Below are 17,653 nucleotides of genomic sequence, written 5' to 3'. Positions count from 1 at the left end.
ACTTTGACAAAGTTTTTTTTTCGTCCAGTTTGTCATTCCGAGGAACGAGGAATCTCCACAAGTAACTCGACAAAGATTGTCGATTCTGATTGAGGAGCTACTTGCGAAGATCCTTCGTTCCTCAGGATGACAAGTTTGTGCATAAATCTGCGTGAAACAATAATTAAGCATCCAGTAAAAACCTGAAACCTGAAACCTGAAACCTGAAACCTGAAACCTGAAACAAAAAACTTTATTTCAAAATCCCTTTTTTGTAAGTTGCAATCGCTCGATCTCTTGCAAAAGCATGATCGACCATAGGCTCTGCATATCCGAAATCAAATTCTGGAATCCATTTGCGAATGTATTCTCCTTTTTCGTCAAATTTCTTTTGCTGAATTTCTGGATTAAAAACTCTGAAATACGGCGCCGCGTCGCAACCCGTTCCTGCTGCCCATTGCCAGTTTCCGACATTAGAAGCCAATTCAAAATCTAATAATTTTTCGGCAAAATACGCTTCGCCCCATTGCCAGTTAATTAGTAAATGTTTGCATAAAAAACTTGCAACGACCATACGAACACGATTGTGCATATAACCCGTTTCATTTAGTTGACGCATTCCAGCATCGACCATTGGATATCCAGTTGTTCCTGAACACCAGCGTTTAAAATCTTCTTCGTTATTTCGCCATTGAATTCCGTCATAACTAGATTTGAAATTATGATTAACACAATTCGGAAAACTGAATAATATTTGAATAAAGAATTCTCTCCAAATCAATTCGCTTAAAAAAGTCTGATTTTTTCTGTTTGCCCAATTCACTAATTTTCGAATGCTGACTGTACCAAAACGCAAATGTGGTGAAAGATAAGACGTGCTGTCTAAAGCAGGAAAATCTCTTGTTTCTTTATAATTGGCAATTTGCGTTAAATTATGTGGCTGAACTTTAATCAAACTTCTCTCAAAACCGATTTCAGATAAATCAGGAAATTTGAAATTATTTTTTGCAAAATTTGTTTGAAATGAGGTCGAATCATTTTCTGGAATCGAACCTGAAAAACGATATTTTTCTAACCATTTATTTTTATAAGGCGTATAAACCGTGTACGAAAGTCCGTCTGCTTTTGTAATTTCTTTTTCTTCGAAGATTACATGATCTTTAAATGAAAAAGATTCGATGTTGTTTTCTTTTAATAAATCTGAAATTATTTCATCGCGTTTTATAGCAAAAGGTTCGTAATCTTTATTAAAAAATACGTTTTGAATGTCAAATTCGTCAATAAGCGATTTCCAAACGTCTTTTGTTTTTCCTTTTTTAATCAAGATTGAAGAATCAAATTTCTTTAATTCAGAATTTATTTTTTCTAACGAATCATAAATAAAAGTTACTCTTGCATCATTTTTAGGAAGATGTTCCAGAATATCTTCATCAAAAATGAATACTGGAATTACTGGAAAATCTGATTGTAGCGCATGAAATAATCCGGTATTGTCTTCTAAACGCAAATCGCGTCTAAACCAGAAAAAGGTAACTTTTTGTTTTGTCATTGTTGGTTATAATTTTTTAAACACATAGAGACATAGATTTTGTTTTCTTTAGAAGTTAATTAAAAAGAAACTAGTTTCTTTACACATAGCTATGTGTTTGTATGCAAGTGAAACGCCTTTTATAGATTTACAATCTATGTTTCTATGTGTTTGAATTTTTAAGCGTTTTTAGAATTAAATAATTCCTCGATTTTATTGTATCGATAATCGAAAATGCTTTTTAGTTTGTTTTTAACAACTAATCTATTCATAATTCTTCCAAGAAATCCGAATGGAAGTGCGTAATGAACAATGTCTGTCATTTTGGTTCCGCCATCTTCAGTGCGTTCAAAAAAGTGTTTATGATGCCATAATTTATAAGGTCCAAATTGCTGAATATCTACAAAATACTCATTTTCTTGGCAGGCGGTAATTTCGGTAACCCATGAAATTTTTATTCCGAAAAGCGGTTTTAAAGTATACGTAATAATCTGTCCTTGATACATTCGTTTATCATCATAATCCTGAATTTCGAAATTCATGTTATCAAGCGTAATGGTTTGCAGATTTTTTGGACTAGAAAAAAAGTCCCAACAGTCTTCTACACTTGCATTAATATGTTGTATGGTTACTATTTTATATAATTTCATCTTTGTAAAGTCAATTGTTTTTAGACGATAAACACAAATAGTTTTACATCCTATAATATTTAAAAGGCACGAACAACATTCCAAAACATTCTCCTTTTTCTTTCTGTAAATGTTTATGATGGATTTTATGCGCTTTTCTAAGTCCGATGAGGTATTTGTTTTTGGTGTTTTTAAACCATTTAAAACGCTGATGAATCAATACGTCGTGAATTAAGAAATAACAAATACCGTAAAGTGTAATTCCGCAGGCTATAAAAAACAAATAATTAAATCCGCCTTGAACTCCAAAATAAAATAGGATAATACTCGGAGTGGCAAAAATGACAAAGAAAATATCGTTTCGCTCAAAAGTATTTTCGTATTTCGGTTGATGATGATCGGCGTGAAAATACCACATAAATCCGTGCATGACATATTTGTGCGTCAGCCACGTAACACATTCCATAAAAAGAAAAACGCCTAAAAAGATTAAAAAAGAAATCATTTTATATATGTTGAATTATTAAAAGTATTATTTAATTGTTTTTGAGTTTAGCTTTAGATTAAAAGATTTTGACTCTAAAGATTTTTTTATTTGGTTTTCTCCAATCTTGTCATTCCGAGGAACGAGGAATCTTCACAAGTAACTCCGTAATCTTAGGTGATAATCTTTGTCGAGCTTCTCGCGAAGATTCCTCGTTCCTCGGAATGACAAACTGTTGCTTTTACCGCGGTGAAATTCTTGGCGTAATAGAAATGGCAAAAGTGAATTAATTTATACCAACTTCAATTTATAAGTCACAAAAGACTGCGCTAAAAGTCCCGCTTTTGTATAATTAGAAACCCGAATTCTCGAATTTCCGATTTCATAATATGGTGTGTTTTTTAGTTTTTTGAGTAATTTTCTATAATAAACATAAGCCGTGTAAACACCAAATTTTGCTTCGATCGGCAATTTTACAATTCCTTGATATGCAATTCGGAAATCTTCTTCGATTTCTTTAATGATTTGATTTTTAGAATCTTCGTTGAAATTGTTCAAATTAATTCCAGGAAAATAAGTTCGGTTTAAGATCGTATTGTCATCTTTTAAATCTCTAAGAAAATTTACTTTCTGAAAAGCAGAACCCAAACGCATGGCTTCGTTTTTTAATTGTTCGTATTTATGTTCTTTTCCAGAAACAAAAACTTTCAAACACATTAATCCGACAACATCAGCAGAACCGTAGATATAATCAATATATTCTGTTTGCGTTTGATAATTTGATTTTATGAGATCCATTTTCATGCTTTTTAAAAATGCCTGAATTAAATCATCTGTTATATTGTATTCTTTTACAGTATGCTGAAAAGAATTTAGAATTGGGTTTAAGCTAATGCCCAATTCCATTGCTTTATAATATTCTTTTTCGAAATCATCGATTAGATATTCTTTTTCATAATCATGAAATGAATCAACAATTTCATCTGCAAAACGTACAAACCCGTAAATACTGTAAATAGCATCACGAATACTTGGCGAAAGCATTTTTACAGCAAGTGAAAATGAAGTACTGTAACTTTTAGTAACAAGTTTGCTGCATTTGAAAGAAACGGCGTCGAATAGTGATTTCATTTTTTAAGATCTTAATGATTTTTGAATTAATTCAGCTGCTAGTTTTCCTGAAATTAAAGCAGGCGGAACACCTGGTCCAGGAACCGTTAATTGTCCTGTAAAAAACAGATTCTTGACTTTTTTGCTTTTTAATTTTGGTCTTAAAAAAGCCGTTTGCATTAATGTATTCGCCATTCCGTAAGCATTTCCTTTGTAGGCATTATAATCTGTCACAAAATCATTTTTACAGAATGCTCTCTTAAAGATAATGTTATTTTTTATTTTTTGCTGTGTAAGTTGTTCAAAACGAGTAATTATCTTTTCAAAATATTCTTCTCTTATTGTTTCGTTATCTTCAATTCCGGGCGCAAGCGGAATTAGGAAAAATCCAGATTCCATTCCGTCTGGAGCAGCAGTTTTATCCGTTTTCGACGGAAAATTGGCATAAAACAAAGGAGAGTCGGGCCATTTTGGATTGTCATAAATATCAACAGCATGCTGATTAAAATCGACATCAAAAAACAAAGCGTGATGCGAAATGTTTTCTACTTTTTTATCAAAACCAACAAAAAATAGGAGAGAAGATGGAGCAAAAATTCTGCTTTCCCAATATTTTTCTCCGTACATTCTGTGTTCTTTTTCGAGTAAAGTTTCAGAATGCTGATAATCGGCACCGCTTAAAACGATATCTGCTTTTATGGTTTCGCCGTTAATAACAATTCCTTTTGCGGTTTTGTTCTCAACGATTATTTTTTCAATTAATGAATTGGTTTTAATTGTTACGCCAAGTTCTAGAGCTAATTTCTCGATTCCTCGAACAACATCAAACATTCCGGTTTTCGGATGCCAAGTTCCTAAACCAAAATCGGCATAATTCATAAAATTATAAAAAGAGGGAGTTTTGCTTGGTTTTGCACCAAGAAATAAAACGGGAAACTCTAAAATCTGAATTAAACGTTCGTTTTTGAAATTCTTGCGTATATCAGAACTAACATTACTAAAAAACTGATTGAGTTTTAAGGCTGTTTCTTTAGTAATTAATTCGAGAGGAGAAACCCCAGGACGATATACCAAATCTTTAATCGCAATATCATAATTGCTTTTGGCTTGATCGATAAAGTTTTGCAGTTTTTGACCGCTTCCTTTTTCGATGGTTTCAAATGTGTATTTTATTTCTTCAAGATTATCGTAGATGCTAATAAAATCATTAATTCCAAAATATACTCTGTAAGCTGGATTTAATTTTATAAGCTCATAATAATCAGAAGGTTTTTTGTTGAAGTCTTGAAAAAAACGTTCAAAAACATCTGGCATCCAGTACCAGCTTGGTCCCATGTCAAAAGTAAAACCGTCCTTTTTAAATTGTCTTGCACGACCTCCTATTGTTTGGTTTTTTTCGTAGATAGTAACATCGTTTCCTTGTTTAGCAAGGTAACACGCGGCTGCTAAAGAAGAGAAGCCAGAACCTATTATTTGGATAGTTTTTCTCATTTGTTTAACAAATATAAGAAAAACTTAAACAAAATAAAATTAGATCATGTTAATAGTTTCTTCCATCGAATCGAAAATTCGGATTCTTTCGTTTAAAGCTTTTTGGTCGATGTGTTCAACCATTTGTCCCATAAGCCAGATTTCATTATTTTTTTGCAATAATTTCTGTCCCATCGATTTTACATACTGGTTGATTACGCTTCTGTCTGGCTGAATTGTCATGAAAGAAACGAATGTGATGTTTTCAAAATGTCTCGTTAAATCTTGTAAATTCTCAATTGGCATACTTTCTCCCAAATAAATGGTTTTATATCCTTTGTCCAGAATTTCGTATTGCAGATACAATAATCCAATTTGATGAATTTCGTTTAACGGAAGTGATAATACAAAAATGCGATCTGTTTTAGTTGGTTTTCTAATTTGAAGGGCTTCCGTATAAATCAGGATTTTTTGTTTAATCAAATGACTCATAAAATGTTCATTTGCCGGCGTGATTGTTTCAGACTGCCATAATAATCCTAGTTCTTTTAAAAGCGGCAAAAAATGTTCTTTAAAAACTTCTTTAAAAGTTTTCTCAGAAATAAGCCAATCAAAAGTGTTGAAGAATAATTCTTGGTCAAAATTCATCATTGCCATTTTAAAAGAGGTGATGGCATAGTTTTGAGAATTCTTTTTAGAAATTATTTCACGTACTAATTGCGGTATTTTTTCTTCAGGGTATGTTGCTATTTTAGAAATCTTATAACCATATTCATGCAACAATGTAATATTTAAAAGTTTCTGTAGATTCTGAAGATTATAGAATCGGATATTAGTATCAGTACGCATTGGCTCAAGGATATTATATCTCTTTTCCCAGATGCGAATGGTATGTGCTTTAATTCCAGATAAGTTCTCCAGATCTTTAATACTGAAAACAGTTTTAATATTGTTTATCATTTTTTGCAATTAAGGTCAACAAATGTAAAACAAAATCTGAGATGTATCCTTAAAACTACATTAAAAAGATAGGGATTTGGTTGTTTTAGTATTTAAAATATATTTTTAAGATAAAAAAAGGGTATGTTTTTTTAGGAAAATTATTACTTTGATAAAAAAACAAAACAGTCTATAAGAATTAAAATCGATACAGACTGTTTTTATTTTTAATTAATAGAAACTATTTGCAAAAAGTAGCTTTGTTTTTAATAGCGCTTTGACTTCCTAATTCTATTGCTTTTGTAAAATCTTTGCAAGCATTTTTTTTGTCGCCGTTGTCGTTATATGCTAAACCTCTTAAATTGTAAGCGATATAATCTTTCGGATTTAAACCTAAAGATGCTGTGCAATCTTCAATCGCTCCTTGATAGTTTTTCAGTTTGTAATAAACATTGGCTCTGCCCGTAAAAGCATCAGAATTCATGTTGTCCAATTCGATAGTTTTGCTGAAATCGGCTTGAGCTCCTTTTAAGTCGTTTAGTTTGTATTTGGCAACGCCACGATTTTGGTAAGCCTCTACAAATTTAGAATTCATACTGATGGCTTTGGTGTAATCGGCTATAGCGCCTTTGGTATTTCCAGCTTCAGCTTTTTTCATGGCTCTATCAAAATAGCCAGTTGCAGATTGTGCCCAGATAGAACACGTAAGCATCATTAGAGATGCCAGTAGTAGGTTTTTCATAAACTAATTTGGGATTAGTGATTAATTATTTCCAAACGAATTTAAGAAAGTTTTGTTTTGTAAGAGAATCTTCTCGATAAAATTAAAGTTAGCAAATCGAAAAAATAATTGTATGAAGATAAGTTTTGAAATAAAAAAAAGGTCAAGTAAAAAATTACCTGACCTTTGTGACCCGACTGGGGCTCGAACCCAGGACCCCATCATTAAAAGTGATGTGCTCTACCGACTGAGCTATCGAGTCTTCATTTCTTCAATGAGGGTGCAAATATAAGGACTTTATTTAGCTTGTAGCCTCTTTTTTCAAATGATTTTTGCAATAAATTGAAAGAAAAATGATAAAGGTCTATATCACAACGTAATAAGTGTTTTTGTTTTTGTGCGAAAAATCCAAAGTAAGTACTGGAAGATTTAGAATTTAAAGAATACTATCCAATAAATACCTCCATTTTTGATCAATTGTGAAAGAAAATGCTTGAAGTTCGAGAGGTAAAGAAATTTTGAAACCATAAAAAAAAACCTGCAAAAAATCTATTTTGCAGGTTTTTTTGTGACCATGGAGGGATTTGAACCCTCACGCCCTTGCGAGCACCACCCCCTCAAGATGGCGAGTCTACCGTTTCTCCACATGGCCGAAAATAAAAAAGGTCAAGTAATTAAATTACTCGACCTTTTGTGACCCGACTGGGGCTCGAACCCAGGACCCCATCATTAAAAGTGATGTGCTCTACCGACTGAGCTATCGAGTCATTGCTTTCAAGAAATTTAATTTGTTAATCACAAAATTTGTGACCCGACTGGGGCTCGAACCCAGGACCCCATCATTAAAAGTGATGTGCTCTACCGACTGAGCTATCGAGTCATTTAATTTCTTGAATGCGGGTGCAAATATAAGGAGTTTTTTTTGAAGTTTCCAAGCAATTTTATCATAAATTTGTCTTTTTTTTGGAAAAATCTCCAATTGCTTAGTTTATAAGGTTTTATTAATATGAGAAAAATTGTCTTGTTAGGTTATATGGGTTGCGGAAAGTCTACAATCGCCCAAAATTTGTCAAAAATTACCAAAATTCCGTTTTTGGATTTGGATCATTGCATCGAAAAAAGAGCAAATTTATCTATAAATGAGATTTTTTCTCAACATGGTGAGGTGTATTTTAGAAAATTAGAACATGAAATGTTTGTAGAATTACTAAACTCTCCAGAAAATATAATTATCGGATTGGGCGGAGGAACCCCATGTTATGCTAATAATCACGAATTGCTGAAAGGCGAGAATGTTGCTTCAATATATTTAAAAGCGTCTATTGATACTTTATATAGTAGATTAGTCTACAATAAAAGTAAACGTCCATTGATTGCAAATATGAATGAAGAAGAAATGAGAGAATTTATCGCGAAGCATTTATTCGACAGAAGTTTTTATTACAATCAAGCACAATATAAAGTTGTGGTGGATGATAAATCTGTCGAAGAAACGGTTCAGGATATTTTGGAGATTTTAGCTTAAAGAAGCGGAATCACCATTTTCGGAATTAAAAACAACTTGTACATGTTCTAATAATGATGTTGAAAGAGAAATTCCTTTAAAATCTGCTTTTACAGGGTATTTTTTGTGATTTCTGTCAACAAGTACTGCTGTTTTGAATTTCTTAAGCGGAACATCTAAGAAATGACGAACAGCATAGATTAATGTCGTGCCTGAATTTAAAACATCATCAACCAAAACTAATCCTTTGTTTTTGTATTCTTCTGGGCTTAATGATGTCTGTATTGCTTCTTGCGGATTTTGTTTGTTTACTGTGACTTCGCAAATAGAAACTTTTAAAGTTGATATACTGCTTAGTGCTGAAGCGATTTTTTCGGCAAAAACAAATCCGTTAGAAGCGATTCCTGCAATAACAACTTCTTCTTCGTCAACAAAAGTCTCGTAGATTTGATAAGCTATACGCTTTATTTTATGTTCGATTTCTTGATGGGTAAGGATAGTATTGCTGCTCATAATGTATTTTTTTTGCTAATGTACAAATTTAGATATTTAGACTTTTAGAATAATAGATTTTTAAAATTTAGATTTCGTTTTCTTCGTCTTCATCAAAAATTTCATTTCCATATTCATCAATATCTCTTCTGTCTTTCTTTGTTGGGCGACCAGTTCCGCTTTTGCGATAGTGTTCTTTAGATAGTTTTAATAATTCTAAATGTGCGTATGCTTCTGGCGGAGTTTCGTTTTTGCGATAAATATCTACGAGTTTTGCACCAACACGACTTTCTGGAATGTCTAAAACTGTAATTATCTGCGTAATTTGATCTTTTCTAAAAGTAATTTTGTCTGTAGGGAAAACTTCTTTTGATGGTTTTGCAATCTGCCCATTTACAGTGATGTGATTCTTTTTACAAGCTTCTGTAACCATGTTTCTGGTCTTGTAATATCGAACGCACCATAAGTATTTATCGATTCTCATAATTTTTCTAAAATAGAAGTTAAATTCTTTACAAAAATAAATCAATATTGTATCTTGCGCACCTAAAAAAAAGATAATAATGAATAAATTTAAATATTATTTTGTTTTATTGCTTGCTGGTATTGCCATCGTTTCTTGTAGTAAAAAGGATGATGACGGTGCAGTGGTAACTCCACTGAGAGACTATCAAGAGCAGTTTAACGCAGATAATGATTCAATTGTAAAATTTTTGAAAACTAATTATATTGAGAATGTTACAGCTGATTTTGATATTAAGATATCAAAAATTCCTGTTGGTGGCACACAAACTTCTATTTGGGATCAGCAAACTTACAAATTATTGAGCAGAGATATTTATAGTGATGCTATTACTTATAAGGTTTATTATTTAGTTTTAAGAGAAGGTTCTGGTCAATCTCCTACTAATACGGATAAGATTTCTACCGCTTACAGTTGTTATCTTCTAGATGGTACACTTTCGGACTCATCTTACGGAACTCCATTTACTGCTAATTTATTTCCATATGCAAATTCAAATACGGTAATTCAGGGCTGGTCAGAGATTTTTCCAAAATTTAAAACTGGGATTTCTTCGCCGGCAGATGAATTTGGTGTGATCACTTATAAGGATTATGGTGCTGGAGTAATGTTTTTGCCTTCTGGAATGGCATATTATACAGGTAAAGGGAGTATTCCTGCATACACTCCAATATATTTTACTTTTAAATTGTTCGATCTGCAGAGAATGGATAATGAGTATAATGTAAGTGGCAATGGAGCGGTATTTGTTGGTGATGGTATTCCTGATTATTTGGAAGATATTAATGGAGATGGCTATTTGTATGACTTTAGAAACACAACTAAATATCCAAACCCTCCAAAAGAATTGATTGATGATACAGACGGTGATGGTATTGCTGATTTTGTCGACTTTGATGACGATGGAGATGGTTTTGCAACTAGATATGAGGTTACAAAACCAGCAGGAGCTCCAGTGACAGGCATAAGCTTGTATTATCCTTGGGATCCAATTGGCGATAATCCAGCTACCCCAAATGTAGACGAAACGGAAATATGGGGAGTTCCTAGAAGACCAACAGGTAAGCTTAAAGATGAAAGTCAGCCTGAGTCAATTACGAATCCTCGCGCATTTGTTCCTGAAGATTATACAGCGCCAGGTAGAAAAAGAATTCATTTGGATAATACTTATCCTTATCAAAAGAAATAGTTGAAATAAAGAAAACCTCGAATTAAAACTTCGAGGTTTTTTTGTCTTGGATTTTCTGTTCGGACGATTTTTTAATTCAAATAAAAAACCTCGAAAATTGCTTTTCGAGGTTTTTCTATAAGTAGGAAGATGTAAAAATTATTTTCTTTTAATAACTCTTTCTACGGCTTCAACAATTGCTTGATTGTTCAATTTGTATTTCTCCATTAATTGCTCAGGAGTTCCAGATTCACCAAAACTATCTTTTACAGCAACAAATTCTTGAGGAGCTGGATTGTTTAAAGCTAATACTCCAGAAACACTTTCTCCAAGACCTCCAAGGTAGTTGTGCTCTTCGGCAGTAACTACACATTTTGTTTTAGCAACCGATTTAAGGATAGCTTCTTCATCAAGAGGTTTGATTGTGTGAATGTTGATTACTTCAGCAGAAATTCCTTTTGCTTCTAAAGCTTCAGCGGCGATAAGAGCTTCCCAAACTAAGTGACCTGTAGCAACGATAGTAACATCTGTTCCTTCGTTTAATAAAATTGCTTTTCCAATTACGAATGGTTCGTCAGCAGGAGTAAAGTTAGGTACAACTGGACGTCCGAAACGTAAATAAGCAGGTCCGTGATGATCTGCCAATGCAATAGTTGCTGCTTTAGTCTGGTTGTAATCACAAGTATTGATTACAGTCATTCCTGGAAGCATTTTCATTAAACCAATATCTTCTAAAATCTGGTGAGTTGCTCCATCTTCTCCTAAAGTTAAACCAGCGTGAGAAGCACAGATTTTTACGTTTTTATCTGAATAAGCAACAGATTGACGAATTTGATCGTAAACTCTTCCTGTAGAGAAGTTTGCAAAAGTTCCTGTAAAAGGAATTTTTCCTCCAATTGTTAAACCTGCAGCAATTCCGATCATGTTAGCTTCTGCGATTCCGATTTGGAAAAAACGCTCTGGGTGATTTTTTTTGAATTCATCAAATTTTAATGAACCAATTAAATCAGCACATAATGCTACAACATTCTCATTTTTTTGACCTAGTTCAGTCATTCCCGCTCCAAAACCTGAACGAGTATCTTTACTTCCTGTATTTTCGTATTTTTTCATTGTATATTTTGCTATATGCAATAGGCTGTAGGCAATAGGCATAAAGCTTACTGCTTAAAGCTTAAAGCATTTTTTAATAATCGGCTAAAGTTGAAACGTTTTGAGCTAAAGCAGCTGCCAACTGATCATTGTTTGGCGCTTTACCGTGCCAAGCATGAGTGTGCATCATAAAATCTACACCGTTACCCATTTCTGTATGTAATAAAATACAAACTGGTTTTCCTTTTCCTGTTCTTGATTTAGCATCATTTAAACCAGCAAGAATAGCGTCGATACTGTTTCCTTCTTTAATTTCTAAAACATCCCAATCAAAAGCTTCAAATTTAGCGCGTAGGCTTCCCATTGGTAAAACTTCGTCAGTTGTTCCGTCAATTTGTTTTCCGTTAAGGTCGATAGTTGCAATAATATTGTCTACTTTTTTAGCAGATGCGTACATAATTGCTTCCCAGTTTTGACCTTCTTGCAATTCTCCGTCACCGTGCAAAGTGTAGATTAAGTGATTGTCTCCGTTTAATTTTTTAGCTTGCGCTGCTCCAAGAGCTACAGATAAACCTTGTCCTAATGAACCAGATGCAATACGAACTCCAGGTAAACCTTCGTGAGTTGTTGGGTGTCCTTGTAAACGAGAATCTAATAATCTGAAAGTAGCCAATTCTGAAACTGGAAAATAACCGCTTCTTGCTAAAACGCTATAAAATACAGGTGAAATGTGTCCGTTTGAAAGGAAGAATAAATCTTCTCCAATTCCGTCCATATCAAAACCTTCTTTTCGGTCCATAATATTTTGATATAGTGTTACCAAAAATTCAGTACAACCTAATGAACCACCTGGGTGTCCAGAGTTTACAGCATGTACCATTCTAAGAATATCTCTTCTTACTTGGATCGTTAAATCGCTTAATTGTTGTGTGTTAGGCTTCATTTTATATGTAAAAGTTTAAACTGAAGCAAAAGTAAAGGTTATTTTGCGGGAAGACAAATCATTTTTTGCTTTAGTTTGCTTCAATTGTTAAATTTTTTACTCTTTTTTTTAAAGAAATGAGAAAAATAAATCAGGTTGAGGCTTTTTTAGATAAAAATGATTTAGTTTTAAAATAAAAAAAAAGCCCTTAATAAAAAGGGCTTATTCTTTAATTTATAAAAGTGACTGTGTTTTAATTAGTATCGCTTTCGCTGTAAAAATTATTTTCTTCGTCTTCCGAACCAATTTCTTCTTGTTCATCATCTAATTCAGAACCTGGAACATCGAGGTCGTTTCCGATTTTGTCGCTGTTTTGTTTCCATTCGTGATTGTTCTGGTTGATAATGCGTTCGCCTGAAATTTCTTCAGGGTTGATATCTTCTAGTTTATTGTCTTGATTGTAAATATCTTCGTTTGCTGGATAATCCATGTTTTCAAGATTTTTTTCAATTTGGTCATCTTTGATTTGATCTAATTTTTCTTCTGCATTTATCATGATTTCTATAATTTTAATTGTGAAAATGTTTTCATTTTGATTTATCTAAAATTACGAAACTTCATATTGTGTTATGTTACACTTTGTTGGTCTGATCTTGTAGTTTTTACATTTGATTTTAAATAAGAAATTCAATTTCGAAATATAACATCAGAAATCGAAAATTAAATATTAAGAAAACATTAGCTAATTTTCAATTGACAAATTTTCTAATTAATAAAATTTCCCTGAAATTAAACTATCTTTGCGCTCTGAAAAAAGAAACAAATGAAGTTCGATTTATTACAAAAAGATCCGCAATCTAAAGCAAGAGCGGGAAGTATAACTACTGATCACGGCGTAATTGAAACGCCAATTTTTATGCCGGTTGGAACGGTTGCTTCTGTAAAAGGAGTGCATCAGCGTGAGCTTAAAGAAGAGATTAATCCAGATATTATTCTTGGAAATACTTACCATTTATATTTACGTCCGCAAACAGAAATTCTTGAAAAAGCTGGAGGATTGCATAAATTCATGAATTGGGATCGTAATATTTTGACTGATTCTGGAGGATACCAAGTTTATTCTCTTTCTTCAAACAGAAAAATTAAAGAAGAAGGTGTAAAGTTCAAATCTCATATTGACGGTTCTTACCACTTTTTCACTCCAGAAAATGTAATGGAAATTCAGCGTACCATTGGAGCCGATATTATTATGGCTTTTGATGAGTGTACGCCTTATCCTTGCGATTATAGATATGCACAACGTTCGATGCACATGACACATCGTTGGTTAGATCGTTGTATTAATCACTTAGAAAAAGTTCCTTATAAATATGGTTATGAGCAGACTTTTTTCCCGATTGTTCAAGGAAGTACTTATAAAGATTTACGTCGCCAGTCGGCTGAATATATAGCAAATTCTGGACAGCAAGGAAATGCAATTGGTGGACTTTCTGTTGGAGAGCCAGCTGAAGAAATGTACGCAATGACTGAGGTTGTTTGTGAAATTCTTCCGGAAGATAAACCTCGTTATTTAATGGGTGTTGGAACTCCAATTAATATTTTAGAAAATATTGCGTTAGGAATTGATATGTTCGACTGCGTTATGCCAACTCGTAATGCAAGAAACGGAATGTTATTTACAGCAAACGGAACTATCAATATAAAGAATAAAAAATGGGAAGCTGATTTTTCTCCGATAGATGAAATGGCACACACTTTTGTTGATACAGAATATTCTAAAGCATATTTACGTCACTTATTTGCGGCTAATGAATATTTAGGAAAACAAATTGCAACAATTCATAATCTAGGATTCTACATGTGGTTGGTTCGTGAAGCGAGAAAACATATCTTAGCCGGAGATTTTAGACCATGGAAAGAAATGATGGTTAAAAATATGAGTCAAAGACTATAAAAAAGTTTCAAGTTTCAGGCTTCAGGTTTCAAGTTCTCTGCAGAACGTGAAACTTGAAACCTGAAACAATAAAAACAAAAAAACTATATGCTTTCAATAATAGATAAATACATCTTAAAAAGATATCTCGGAACTTTTTCTGTGATGTTGCTTTTATTTGCACCGATCGGGATTGTTATTGACGTTTCTGAAAAAGTAAATAAAATGCTAGAAAACAAGATTCCGTTTGGAGATATTGCGTTCTATTATTACAATTTCACCATCTATTTTATCAATTCTCTTTTTCCGATATTTTTGTTTTTGTCGGTAATTTGGTTTACTTCGAAATTGGCTAACAATACCGAGATTATTGCGATTTTGAGTTCAGGAATTTCATATACTAGATTCCTGCGTCCTTATATTATTGGAGCAACAATTGTTTCGCTTTTTGTATTGTTAATGGGATTTTTTATTGTTCCTGCGGCAAGTGAAGGATACAATAATTTTCGATACACTTATTTAAAAGGAAACGGAAAGGAACTCATGCGAGGCGAGAATACTAATGTTTACAGACAAATTAATGATAATGATTTTATCTTCGTAAATAGTTTTAATGAAGAATCCAAAACCGCTTTCAATTTTTCATTAGAGCATTTTGAGAAAGAGAAAATGACCTATAAAATCACTGCAAGCCGTATTAAATGGGATCCTAAGAAAAAAGTTTACGTTTTATATGATTACACAAAGAGAACTCTTGGCGAATTAAATGATGTAATAGAAAAAGTCCCAGAAAAAAATGTAGCCTTTAAATTTGAATTGGCCGATTTGACGCCAGTAGTTTATATCGCCGAAACTTTGACTTTAGGAAAATTAATTGATTTTATTGAAAAAGAAAGAAAAAGAGGTTCAGGAAATATCAATACTTATTTAGTTGTTCTTTACAAAAAATATAGTGTGCCAGTTTCAGCATTTATTTTAACTATAATTGCCGTTGCAGTTTCTTCTATGAAACGACGCGGAGGAATGGGAATGAACTTGGCAATTGGTATTGCAATTGCTTTCTCATTTGTGTTTTTTGATAAAATATTTGGTACCCTTGCCGAAAAATCTACCTTTTCACCTTTATTAGCTGTTTGGTTCCCGAACATTGTTTTCGGAATTTTAGCAGTTTACCTACTACGTAATGCGAAACGATAATTTAAAAAGTTATTTAAATCTTCATTTAATTGTTTTTATCTGGGGTTTTACAGCCATTTTAGGCGCTTTAATCACTATTGATGCCGATAATTTGGTTTGGTATAGAATGTTGATCGCCATGGTTTTTCTTGGCGGATTTATTGCTTTTAAAAAACAATCTTTTAAGGTTCCTGTAAAAGAGCTTTTCAAACTAATTTTTGTGGGATTGCTGATTGCGCTTCACTGGATTTTCTTCTTTAAAGCCATTCATGTTTCCAACGTTTCAATTACGCTTTCCATTTTTTCTTTGGGAGCATTTTTTGCTTCTTTGTTAGAGCCATTATTTTACGGAAGAAAAGTACTTTGGTACGAAGTTTTCTTCGGGCTTATAATTATAGCTGGTTTAGGATTAATTCTTCAGGTGGAAATTAAATATCTTACAGGAGTTTATTACGCTTTAGCTGCCATTATTTTAGGAGTTTTATTTACTTTAATGAATGGGAAATTAATTTCAGATCATGAACCTTCTGTCATTACGTTTTATGAGTTTGGCGCGGGAGTTTTTTTTATTACAATTTATTTTTTGTTTCAAGGAAAATTTACGGCAGATTTCTTCGAAATGTCGCTAAATAACTGGATTTTATTATTGATTCTAGCTTCAATTTGTACGGCGTATGCGTTTACCGCTTCGGTAAAAGTGATGCAGCGATTAACGCCTTATACAGTAATGTTAACCACTAATTTAGAGCCTGTTTACGGAATCGTTTTGGCATATTTTATCTTAGGCGGGAAAGAGAAAATGAGCGTCGAATTTTATATAGGAGCAGTCATAATTATTATCACAGTTATTCTAAATGGTGTTTTTAAACATTATCAGAATAAGAAAGAGAACTTGTAATAGTTTCCTTATTTTTAAAATGCATTTTTATACTTTAAATAACAATTAACTTCGCCAATGATATAATATTTTTATATTTGCGGTTCGATTTACAAACAAAATTCAAAAATCCATGGAATATTTAGATTTTGAGCTTCCCATTAAAGAACTTGAAGAACAGTTAGAAAAGTGTGTTGTTATTGGGAAAGAATCTGATGTTGATGTAACCCCAACCTGCAAGGAAATCAACAAAAAATTAGTTGAAACTAAAAAAGAAATATACAAAAACCTTACAGCTTGGCAGCGTGTACAATTGTCAAGACATCCAAATAGACCTTATACTTTAGATTATATTAAAGCAATTTGCGGAGATACTTTTTTAGAACTTCATGGAGACAGAGGTTTTAAAGATGATAAAGCGATGATTGGTGGTCTTGGTAAAATAAACGGTCAATCGTTTATGATTATCGGTCAGCAAAAAGGTTTCAATACAAAAACACGTCAGTACCGTAATTTTGGTATGGCTAATCCAGAAGGATACCGTAAAGCTCTTCGTTTGATGAAAATGGCAGAGAAATTCGGAATTCCAGTTTTAACTTTAGTAGATACTCCGGGTGCATATCCAGGATTGGAAGCAGAAGAAAGAGGACAAGGAGAAGCGATTGCTAGAAATATTTTCGAAATGGTTCGTTTGCAAGTGCCAATTATCACTATTATTGTTGGTGAAGGTGCTTCGGGAGGAGCTTTAGGAATTGGTGTTGGAGATAAAGTATATATGTTAGAAAACACTTGGTATTCTGTAATTTCTCCAGAATCTTGCTCTTCTATTTTATGGAAAAGCTGGGAATATAAAGAGCGTGCAGCAGAAGCTTTAAAATTGACTTCTTCTGACATGAAAAAACAAAAATTAGTTGATGATGTTATCCCTGAACCACTAGGCGGAGCGCACTATGACAGAGAAACTACTTTTAAAACAGTAGCAGAATACATCACTAAAGGATATAATGAATTGAAAGACTTATCAACAGCCGACTTAATTGCCCAAAGAATGGACAAATACAGTAATATGGGCGAGTATAAAGAGTAAATTCATAAAAAACAACTTA

General features: G+C 32.9%; 18 protein-coding genes and 4 tRNA genes. 6 read left to right on the top strand and 16 right to left on the bottom strand.

Annotation, left to right across the window (positions count from 1 at the left end; all coding sequences use genetic code 11):
• Nucleotides 1-232: 232 nt before the first annotated feature.
• The 11 genes from NYQ10_RS00325 to NYQ10_RS00275 form a co-directional block, all read right to left on the bottom strand.
• Nucleotides 233-1,528 carry a cryptochrome/photolyase family protein gene (locus NYQ10_RS00325; RefSeq protein ID WP_289878403.1) on the bottom strand — a complete coding sequence of 432 codons (1,296 nt, stop codon included), beginning with the start codon at nt 1,526-1,528 and terminating at the stop codon, nt 233-235.
• 158 nt (nt 1,529-1,686) lie between these two features.
• A complete protein-coding gene (locus NYQ10_RS00320) occupies nt 1,687-2,157 on the bottom strand; it encodes an SRPBCC family protein (RefSeq protein WP_289878401.1) in 471 nt (156 codons plus the stop codon).
• Between the two features lie 43 nt (nt 2,158-2,200).
• Nucleotides 2,201-2,641: a sterol desaturase family protein gene (locus tag NYQ10_RS00315; protein WP_289878400.1), complete on the bottom strand. Its 441-nt coding sequence runs from the start codon at nt 2,639-2,641 to the stop codon at nt 2,201-2,203.
• A gap of 270 nt (nt 2,642-2,911) precedes the next feature.
• Nucleotides 2,912-3,751 carry a phytoene/squalene synthase family protein gene (locus tag NYQ10_RS00310; RefSeq protein WP_289878399.1) on the bottom strand — a complete coding sequence of 280 codons (840 nt, stop codon included), beginning with the start codon at nt 3,749-3,751 and terminating at the stop codon, nt 2,912-2,914.
• A gap of 3 nt (nt 3,752-3,754) precedes the next feature.
• Entirely contained in the window at nt 3,755-5,221 is a 1,467-nt protein-coding gene (locus tag NYQ10_RS00305; protein WP_289878398.1) for a phytoene desaturase family protein, read from the bottom strand.
• A gap of 39 nt (nt 5,222-5,260) precedes the next feature.
• Nucleotides 5,261-6,160 (bottom strand): MerR family transcriptional regulator, encoded by a 900-nt coding sequence (locus NYQ10_RS00300; RefSeq protein ID WP_289878397.1) that lies wholly within the window; start codon nt 6,158-6,160, stop codon nt 5,261-5,263.
• Between the two features lie 220 nt (nt 6,161-6,380).
• Nucleotides 6,381-6,881 (bottom strand): tetratricopeptide repeat protein, encoded by a 501-nt coding sequence (locus NYQ10_RS00295; RefSeq protein ID WP_289878396.1) that lies wholly within the window; start codon nt 6,879-6,881, stop codon nt 6,381-6,383.
• 168 nt (nt 6,882-7,049) lie between these two features.
• Nucleotides 7,050-7,122: transfer RNA gene (locus NYQ10_RS00290), tRNA-Lys, on the bottom strand.
• A gap of 307 nt (nt 7,123-7,429) precedes the next feature.
• Nucleotides 7,430-7,512: transfer RNA gene (locus tag NYQ10_RS00285), tRNA-Leu, on the bottom strand.
• Between the two features lie 42 nt (nt 7,513-7,554).
• Nucleotides 7,555-7,627 (bottom strand) — tRNA-Lys (locus NYQ10_RS00280).
• A gap of 40 nt (nt 7,628-7,667) precedes the next feature.
• Nucleotides 7,668-7,740, bottom strand: a tRNA-Lys gene (locus tag NYQ10_RS00275).
• A gap of 126 nt (nt 7,741-7,866) precedes the next feature.
• On the opposite strand from NYQ10_RS00275, the gene NYQ10_RS00270 reads away from it, so the two are divergent.
• Complete coding sequence (locus NYQ10_RS00270) at nt 7,867-8,385, top strand: shikimate kinase (protein ID WP_289878395.1); 519 nt, start codon at nt 7,867-7,869, stop codon at nt 8,383-8,385.
• Here NYQ10_RS00270 and NYQ10_RS00265 read toward each other — a convergent pair.
• Both NYQ10_RS00265 and NYQ10_RS00260 read right to left on the bottom strand, forming a co-directional pair.
• Complete coding sequence (locus NYQ10_RS00265) at nt 8,377-8,877, bottom strand: phosphoribosyltransferase domain-containing protein (RefSeq protein WP_289878394.1); 501 nt, start codon at nt 8,875-8,877, stop codon at nt 8,377-8,379. The genes NYQ10_RS00270 and NYQ10_RS00265 overlap by 9 nt on opposite strands.
• A gap of 67 nt (nt 8,878-8,944) precedes the next feature.
• The gene (locus tag NYQ10_RS00260) at nt 8,945-9,340 is read right to left on the bottom strand and encodes an RNA-binding S4 domain-containing protein (protein ID WP_289878393.1); all 396 of its coding nucleotides are present in this window, start codon (nt 9,338-9,340) and stop codon (nt 8,945-8,947) included.
• 79 nt (nt 9,341-9,419) lie between these two features.
• On the opposite strand from NYQ10_RS00260, the gene NYQ10_RS00255 reads away from it, so the two are divergent.
• Complete coding sequence (locus NYQ10_RS00255) at nt 9,420-10,568, top strand: FKBP-type peptidyl-prolyl cis-trans isomerase (protein ID WP_289878391.1); 1,149 nt, start codon at nt 9,420-9,422, stop codon at nt 10,566-10,568.
• A 138-nt stretch (nt 10,569-10,706) separates the two neighbouring features.
• Here NYQ10_RS00255 and NYQ10_RS00250 read toward each other — a convergent pair whose 3' ends face one another.
• The 3 genes from NYQ10_RS00250 to NYQ10_RS00240 all read right to left on the bottom strand — a co-directional run bounded on the left by NYQ10_RS00250 (nt 10,707) and on the right by NYQ10_RS00240 (nt 13,117).
• On the bottom strand, nt 10,707-11,660 hold the full coding sequence (locus tag NYQ10_RS00250; protein WP_289878390.1) for a transketolase family protein: 954 nt from the start codon (nt 11,658-11,660) through the stop codon (nt 10,707-10,709).
• A gap of 73 nt (nt 11,661-11,733) precedes the next feature.
• A complete protein-coding gene (locus tag NYQ10_RS00245; protein WP_276172380.1) occupies nt 11,734-12,582 on the bottom strand; it encodes a transketolase in 849 nt (282 codons plus the stop codon).
• Between the two features lie 232 nt (nt 12,583-12,814).
• Nucleotides 12,815-13,117, bottom strand: coding sequence for a hypothetical protein (locus tag NYQ10_RS00240; RefSeq protein WP_289878389.1), 303 nt, complete (start codon nt 13,115-13,117; stop codon nt 12,815-12,817).
• 267 nt (nt 13,118-13,384) lie between these two features.
• Here NYQ10_RS00240 and tgt point away from each other — a divergent pair, with 267 nt between their 5' ends.
• From tgt to NYQ10_RS00220, 4 genes are all read left to right on the top strand, one after another.
• Nucleotides 13,385-14,515 (top strand): tRNA guanosine(34) transglycosylase Tgt, encoded by a 1,131-nt coding sequence (gene tgt / locus NYQ10_RS00235; protein WP_179006428.1) that lies wholly within the window; start codon nt 13,385-13,387, stop codon nt 14,513-14,515.
• Nucleotides 14,516-14,602: 87 nt separating this feature from the next.
• Nucleotides 14,603-15,691: an LptF/LptG family permease gene (locus tag NYQ10_RS00230; protein WP_276172382.1), complete on the top strand. Its 1,089-nt coding sequence runs from the start codon at nt 14,603-14,605 to the stop codon at nt 15,689-15,691.
• Entirely contained in the window at nt 15,678-16,568 is an 891-nt protein-coding gene (locus NYQ10_RS00225; RefSeq protein ID WP_289878388.1) for a DMT family transporter, read from the top strand. The genes NYQ10_RS00230 and NYQ10_RS00225 overlap by 14 nt, the downstream gene beginning before the upstream one ends.
• Before the next feature lie 112 nt (nt 16,569-16,680).
• A complete protein-coding gene (locus NYQ10_RS00220) occupies nt 16,681-17,634 on the top strand; it encodes an acetyl-CoA carboxylase carboxyltransferase subunit alpha (protein WP_289878387.1) in 954 nt (317 codons plus the stop codon).
• Nucleotides 17,635-17,653 lie beyond the last annotated feature (19 nt).

The organism is Flavobacterium johnsoniae, assembly GCF_030388325.1.
GTDB lineage: Bacteria > Bacteroidota > Bacteroidia > Flavobacteriales > Flavobacteriaceae > Flavobacterium > Flavobacterium johnsoniae_C.
This window is presented reverse-complemented; position numbering and strand designations above follow the sequence as displayed.

Bases quoted from the DNA above. Each gene is read 5' to 3' on its own strand.
- NYQ10_RS00320 (WP_289878401.1), bottom strand. From the start codon at position 2,157: ATGAAATTATATAAAATAGTAACCATACAACATATTAATGCAAGTGTA.
- NYQ10_RS00250 (WP_289878390.1), bottom strand. From the start codon at position 11,660: ATGAAAAAATACGAAAATACAGGAAGTAAAGATACTCGTTCAGGTTTT.
- NYQ10_RS00240 (WP_289878389.1), bottom strand. From the start codon at position 13,117: ATGATAAATGCAGAAGAAAAATTAGATCAAATCAAAGATGACCAAATT.
- NYQ10_RS00300 (WP_289878397.1), bottom strand. From the start codon at position 6,160: ATGATAAACAATATTAAAACTGTTTTCAGTATTAAAGATCTGGAGAAC.
- NYQ10_RS00220 (WP_289878387.1), top strand. From the start codon at position 16,681: ATGGAATATTTAGATTTTGAGCTTCCCATTAAAGAACTTGAAGAACAG.
- NYQ10_RS00315 (WP_289878400.1), bottom strand. From the start codon at position 2,641: ATGATTTCTTTTTTAATCTTTTTAGGCGTTTTTCTTTTTATGGAATGT.
- NYQ10_RS00230 (WP_276172382.1), top strand. From the start codon at position 14,603: ATGCTTTCAATAATAGATAAATACATCTTAAAAAGATATCTCGGAACT.
- NYQ10_RS00245 (WP_276172380.1), bottom strand. From the start codon at position 12,582: ATGAAGCCTAACACACAACAATTAAGCGATTTAACGATCCAAGTAAGA.
- NYQ10_RS00265 (WP_289878394.1), bottom strand. From the start codon at position 8,877: ATGAGCAGCAATACTATCCTTACCCATCAAGAAATCGAACATAAAATA.
- tgt (WP_179006428.1), top strand. From the start codon at position 13,385: ATGAAGTTCGATTTATTACAAAAAGATCCGCAATCTAAAGCAAGAGCG.
- NYQ10_RS00260 (WP_289878393.1), bottom strand. From the start codon at position 9,340: ATGAGAATCGATAAATACTTATGGTGCGTTCGATATTACAAGACCAGA.
- NYQ10_RS00255 (WP_289878391.1), top strand. From the start codon at position 9,420: ATGAATAAATTTAAATATTATTTTGTTTTATTGCTTGCTGGTATTGCC.
- NYQ10_RS00310 (WP_289878399.1), bottom strand. From the start codon at position 3,751: ATGAAATCACTATTCGACGCCGTTTCTTTCAAATGCAGCAAACTTGTT.
- NYQ10_RS00305 (WP_289878398.1), bottom strand. From the start codon at position 5,221: ATGAGAAAAACTATCCAAATAATAGGTTCTGGCTTCTCTTCTTTAGCA.
- NYQ10_RS00225 (WP_289878388.1), top strand. From the start codon at position 15,678: ATGCGAAACGATAATTTAAAAAGTTATTTAAATCTTCATTTAATTGTT.
- NYQ10_RS00325 (WP_289878403.1), bottom strand. From the start codon at position 1,528: ATGACAAAACAAAAAGTTACCTTTTTCTGGTTTAGACGCGATTTGCGT.
- NYQ10_RS00295 (WP_289878396.1), bottom strand. From the start codon at position 6,881: ATGAAAAACCTACTACTGGCATCTCTAATGATGCTTACGTGTTCTATC.
- NYQ10_RS00270 (WP_289878395.1), top strand. From the start codon at position 7,867: ATGAGAAAAATTGTCTTGTTAGGTTATATGGGTTGCGGAAAGTCTACA.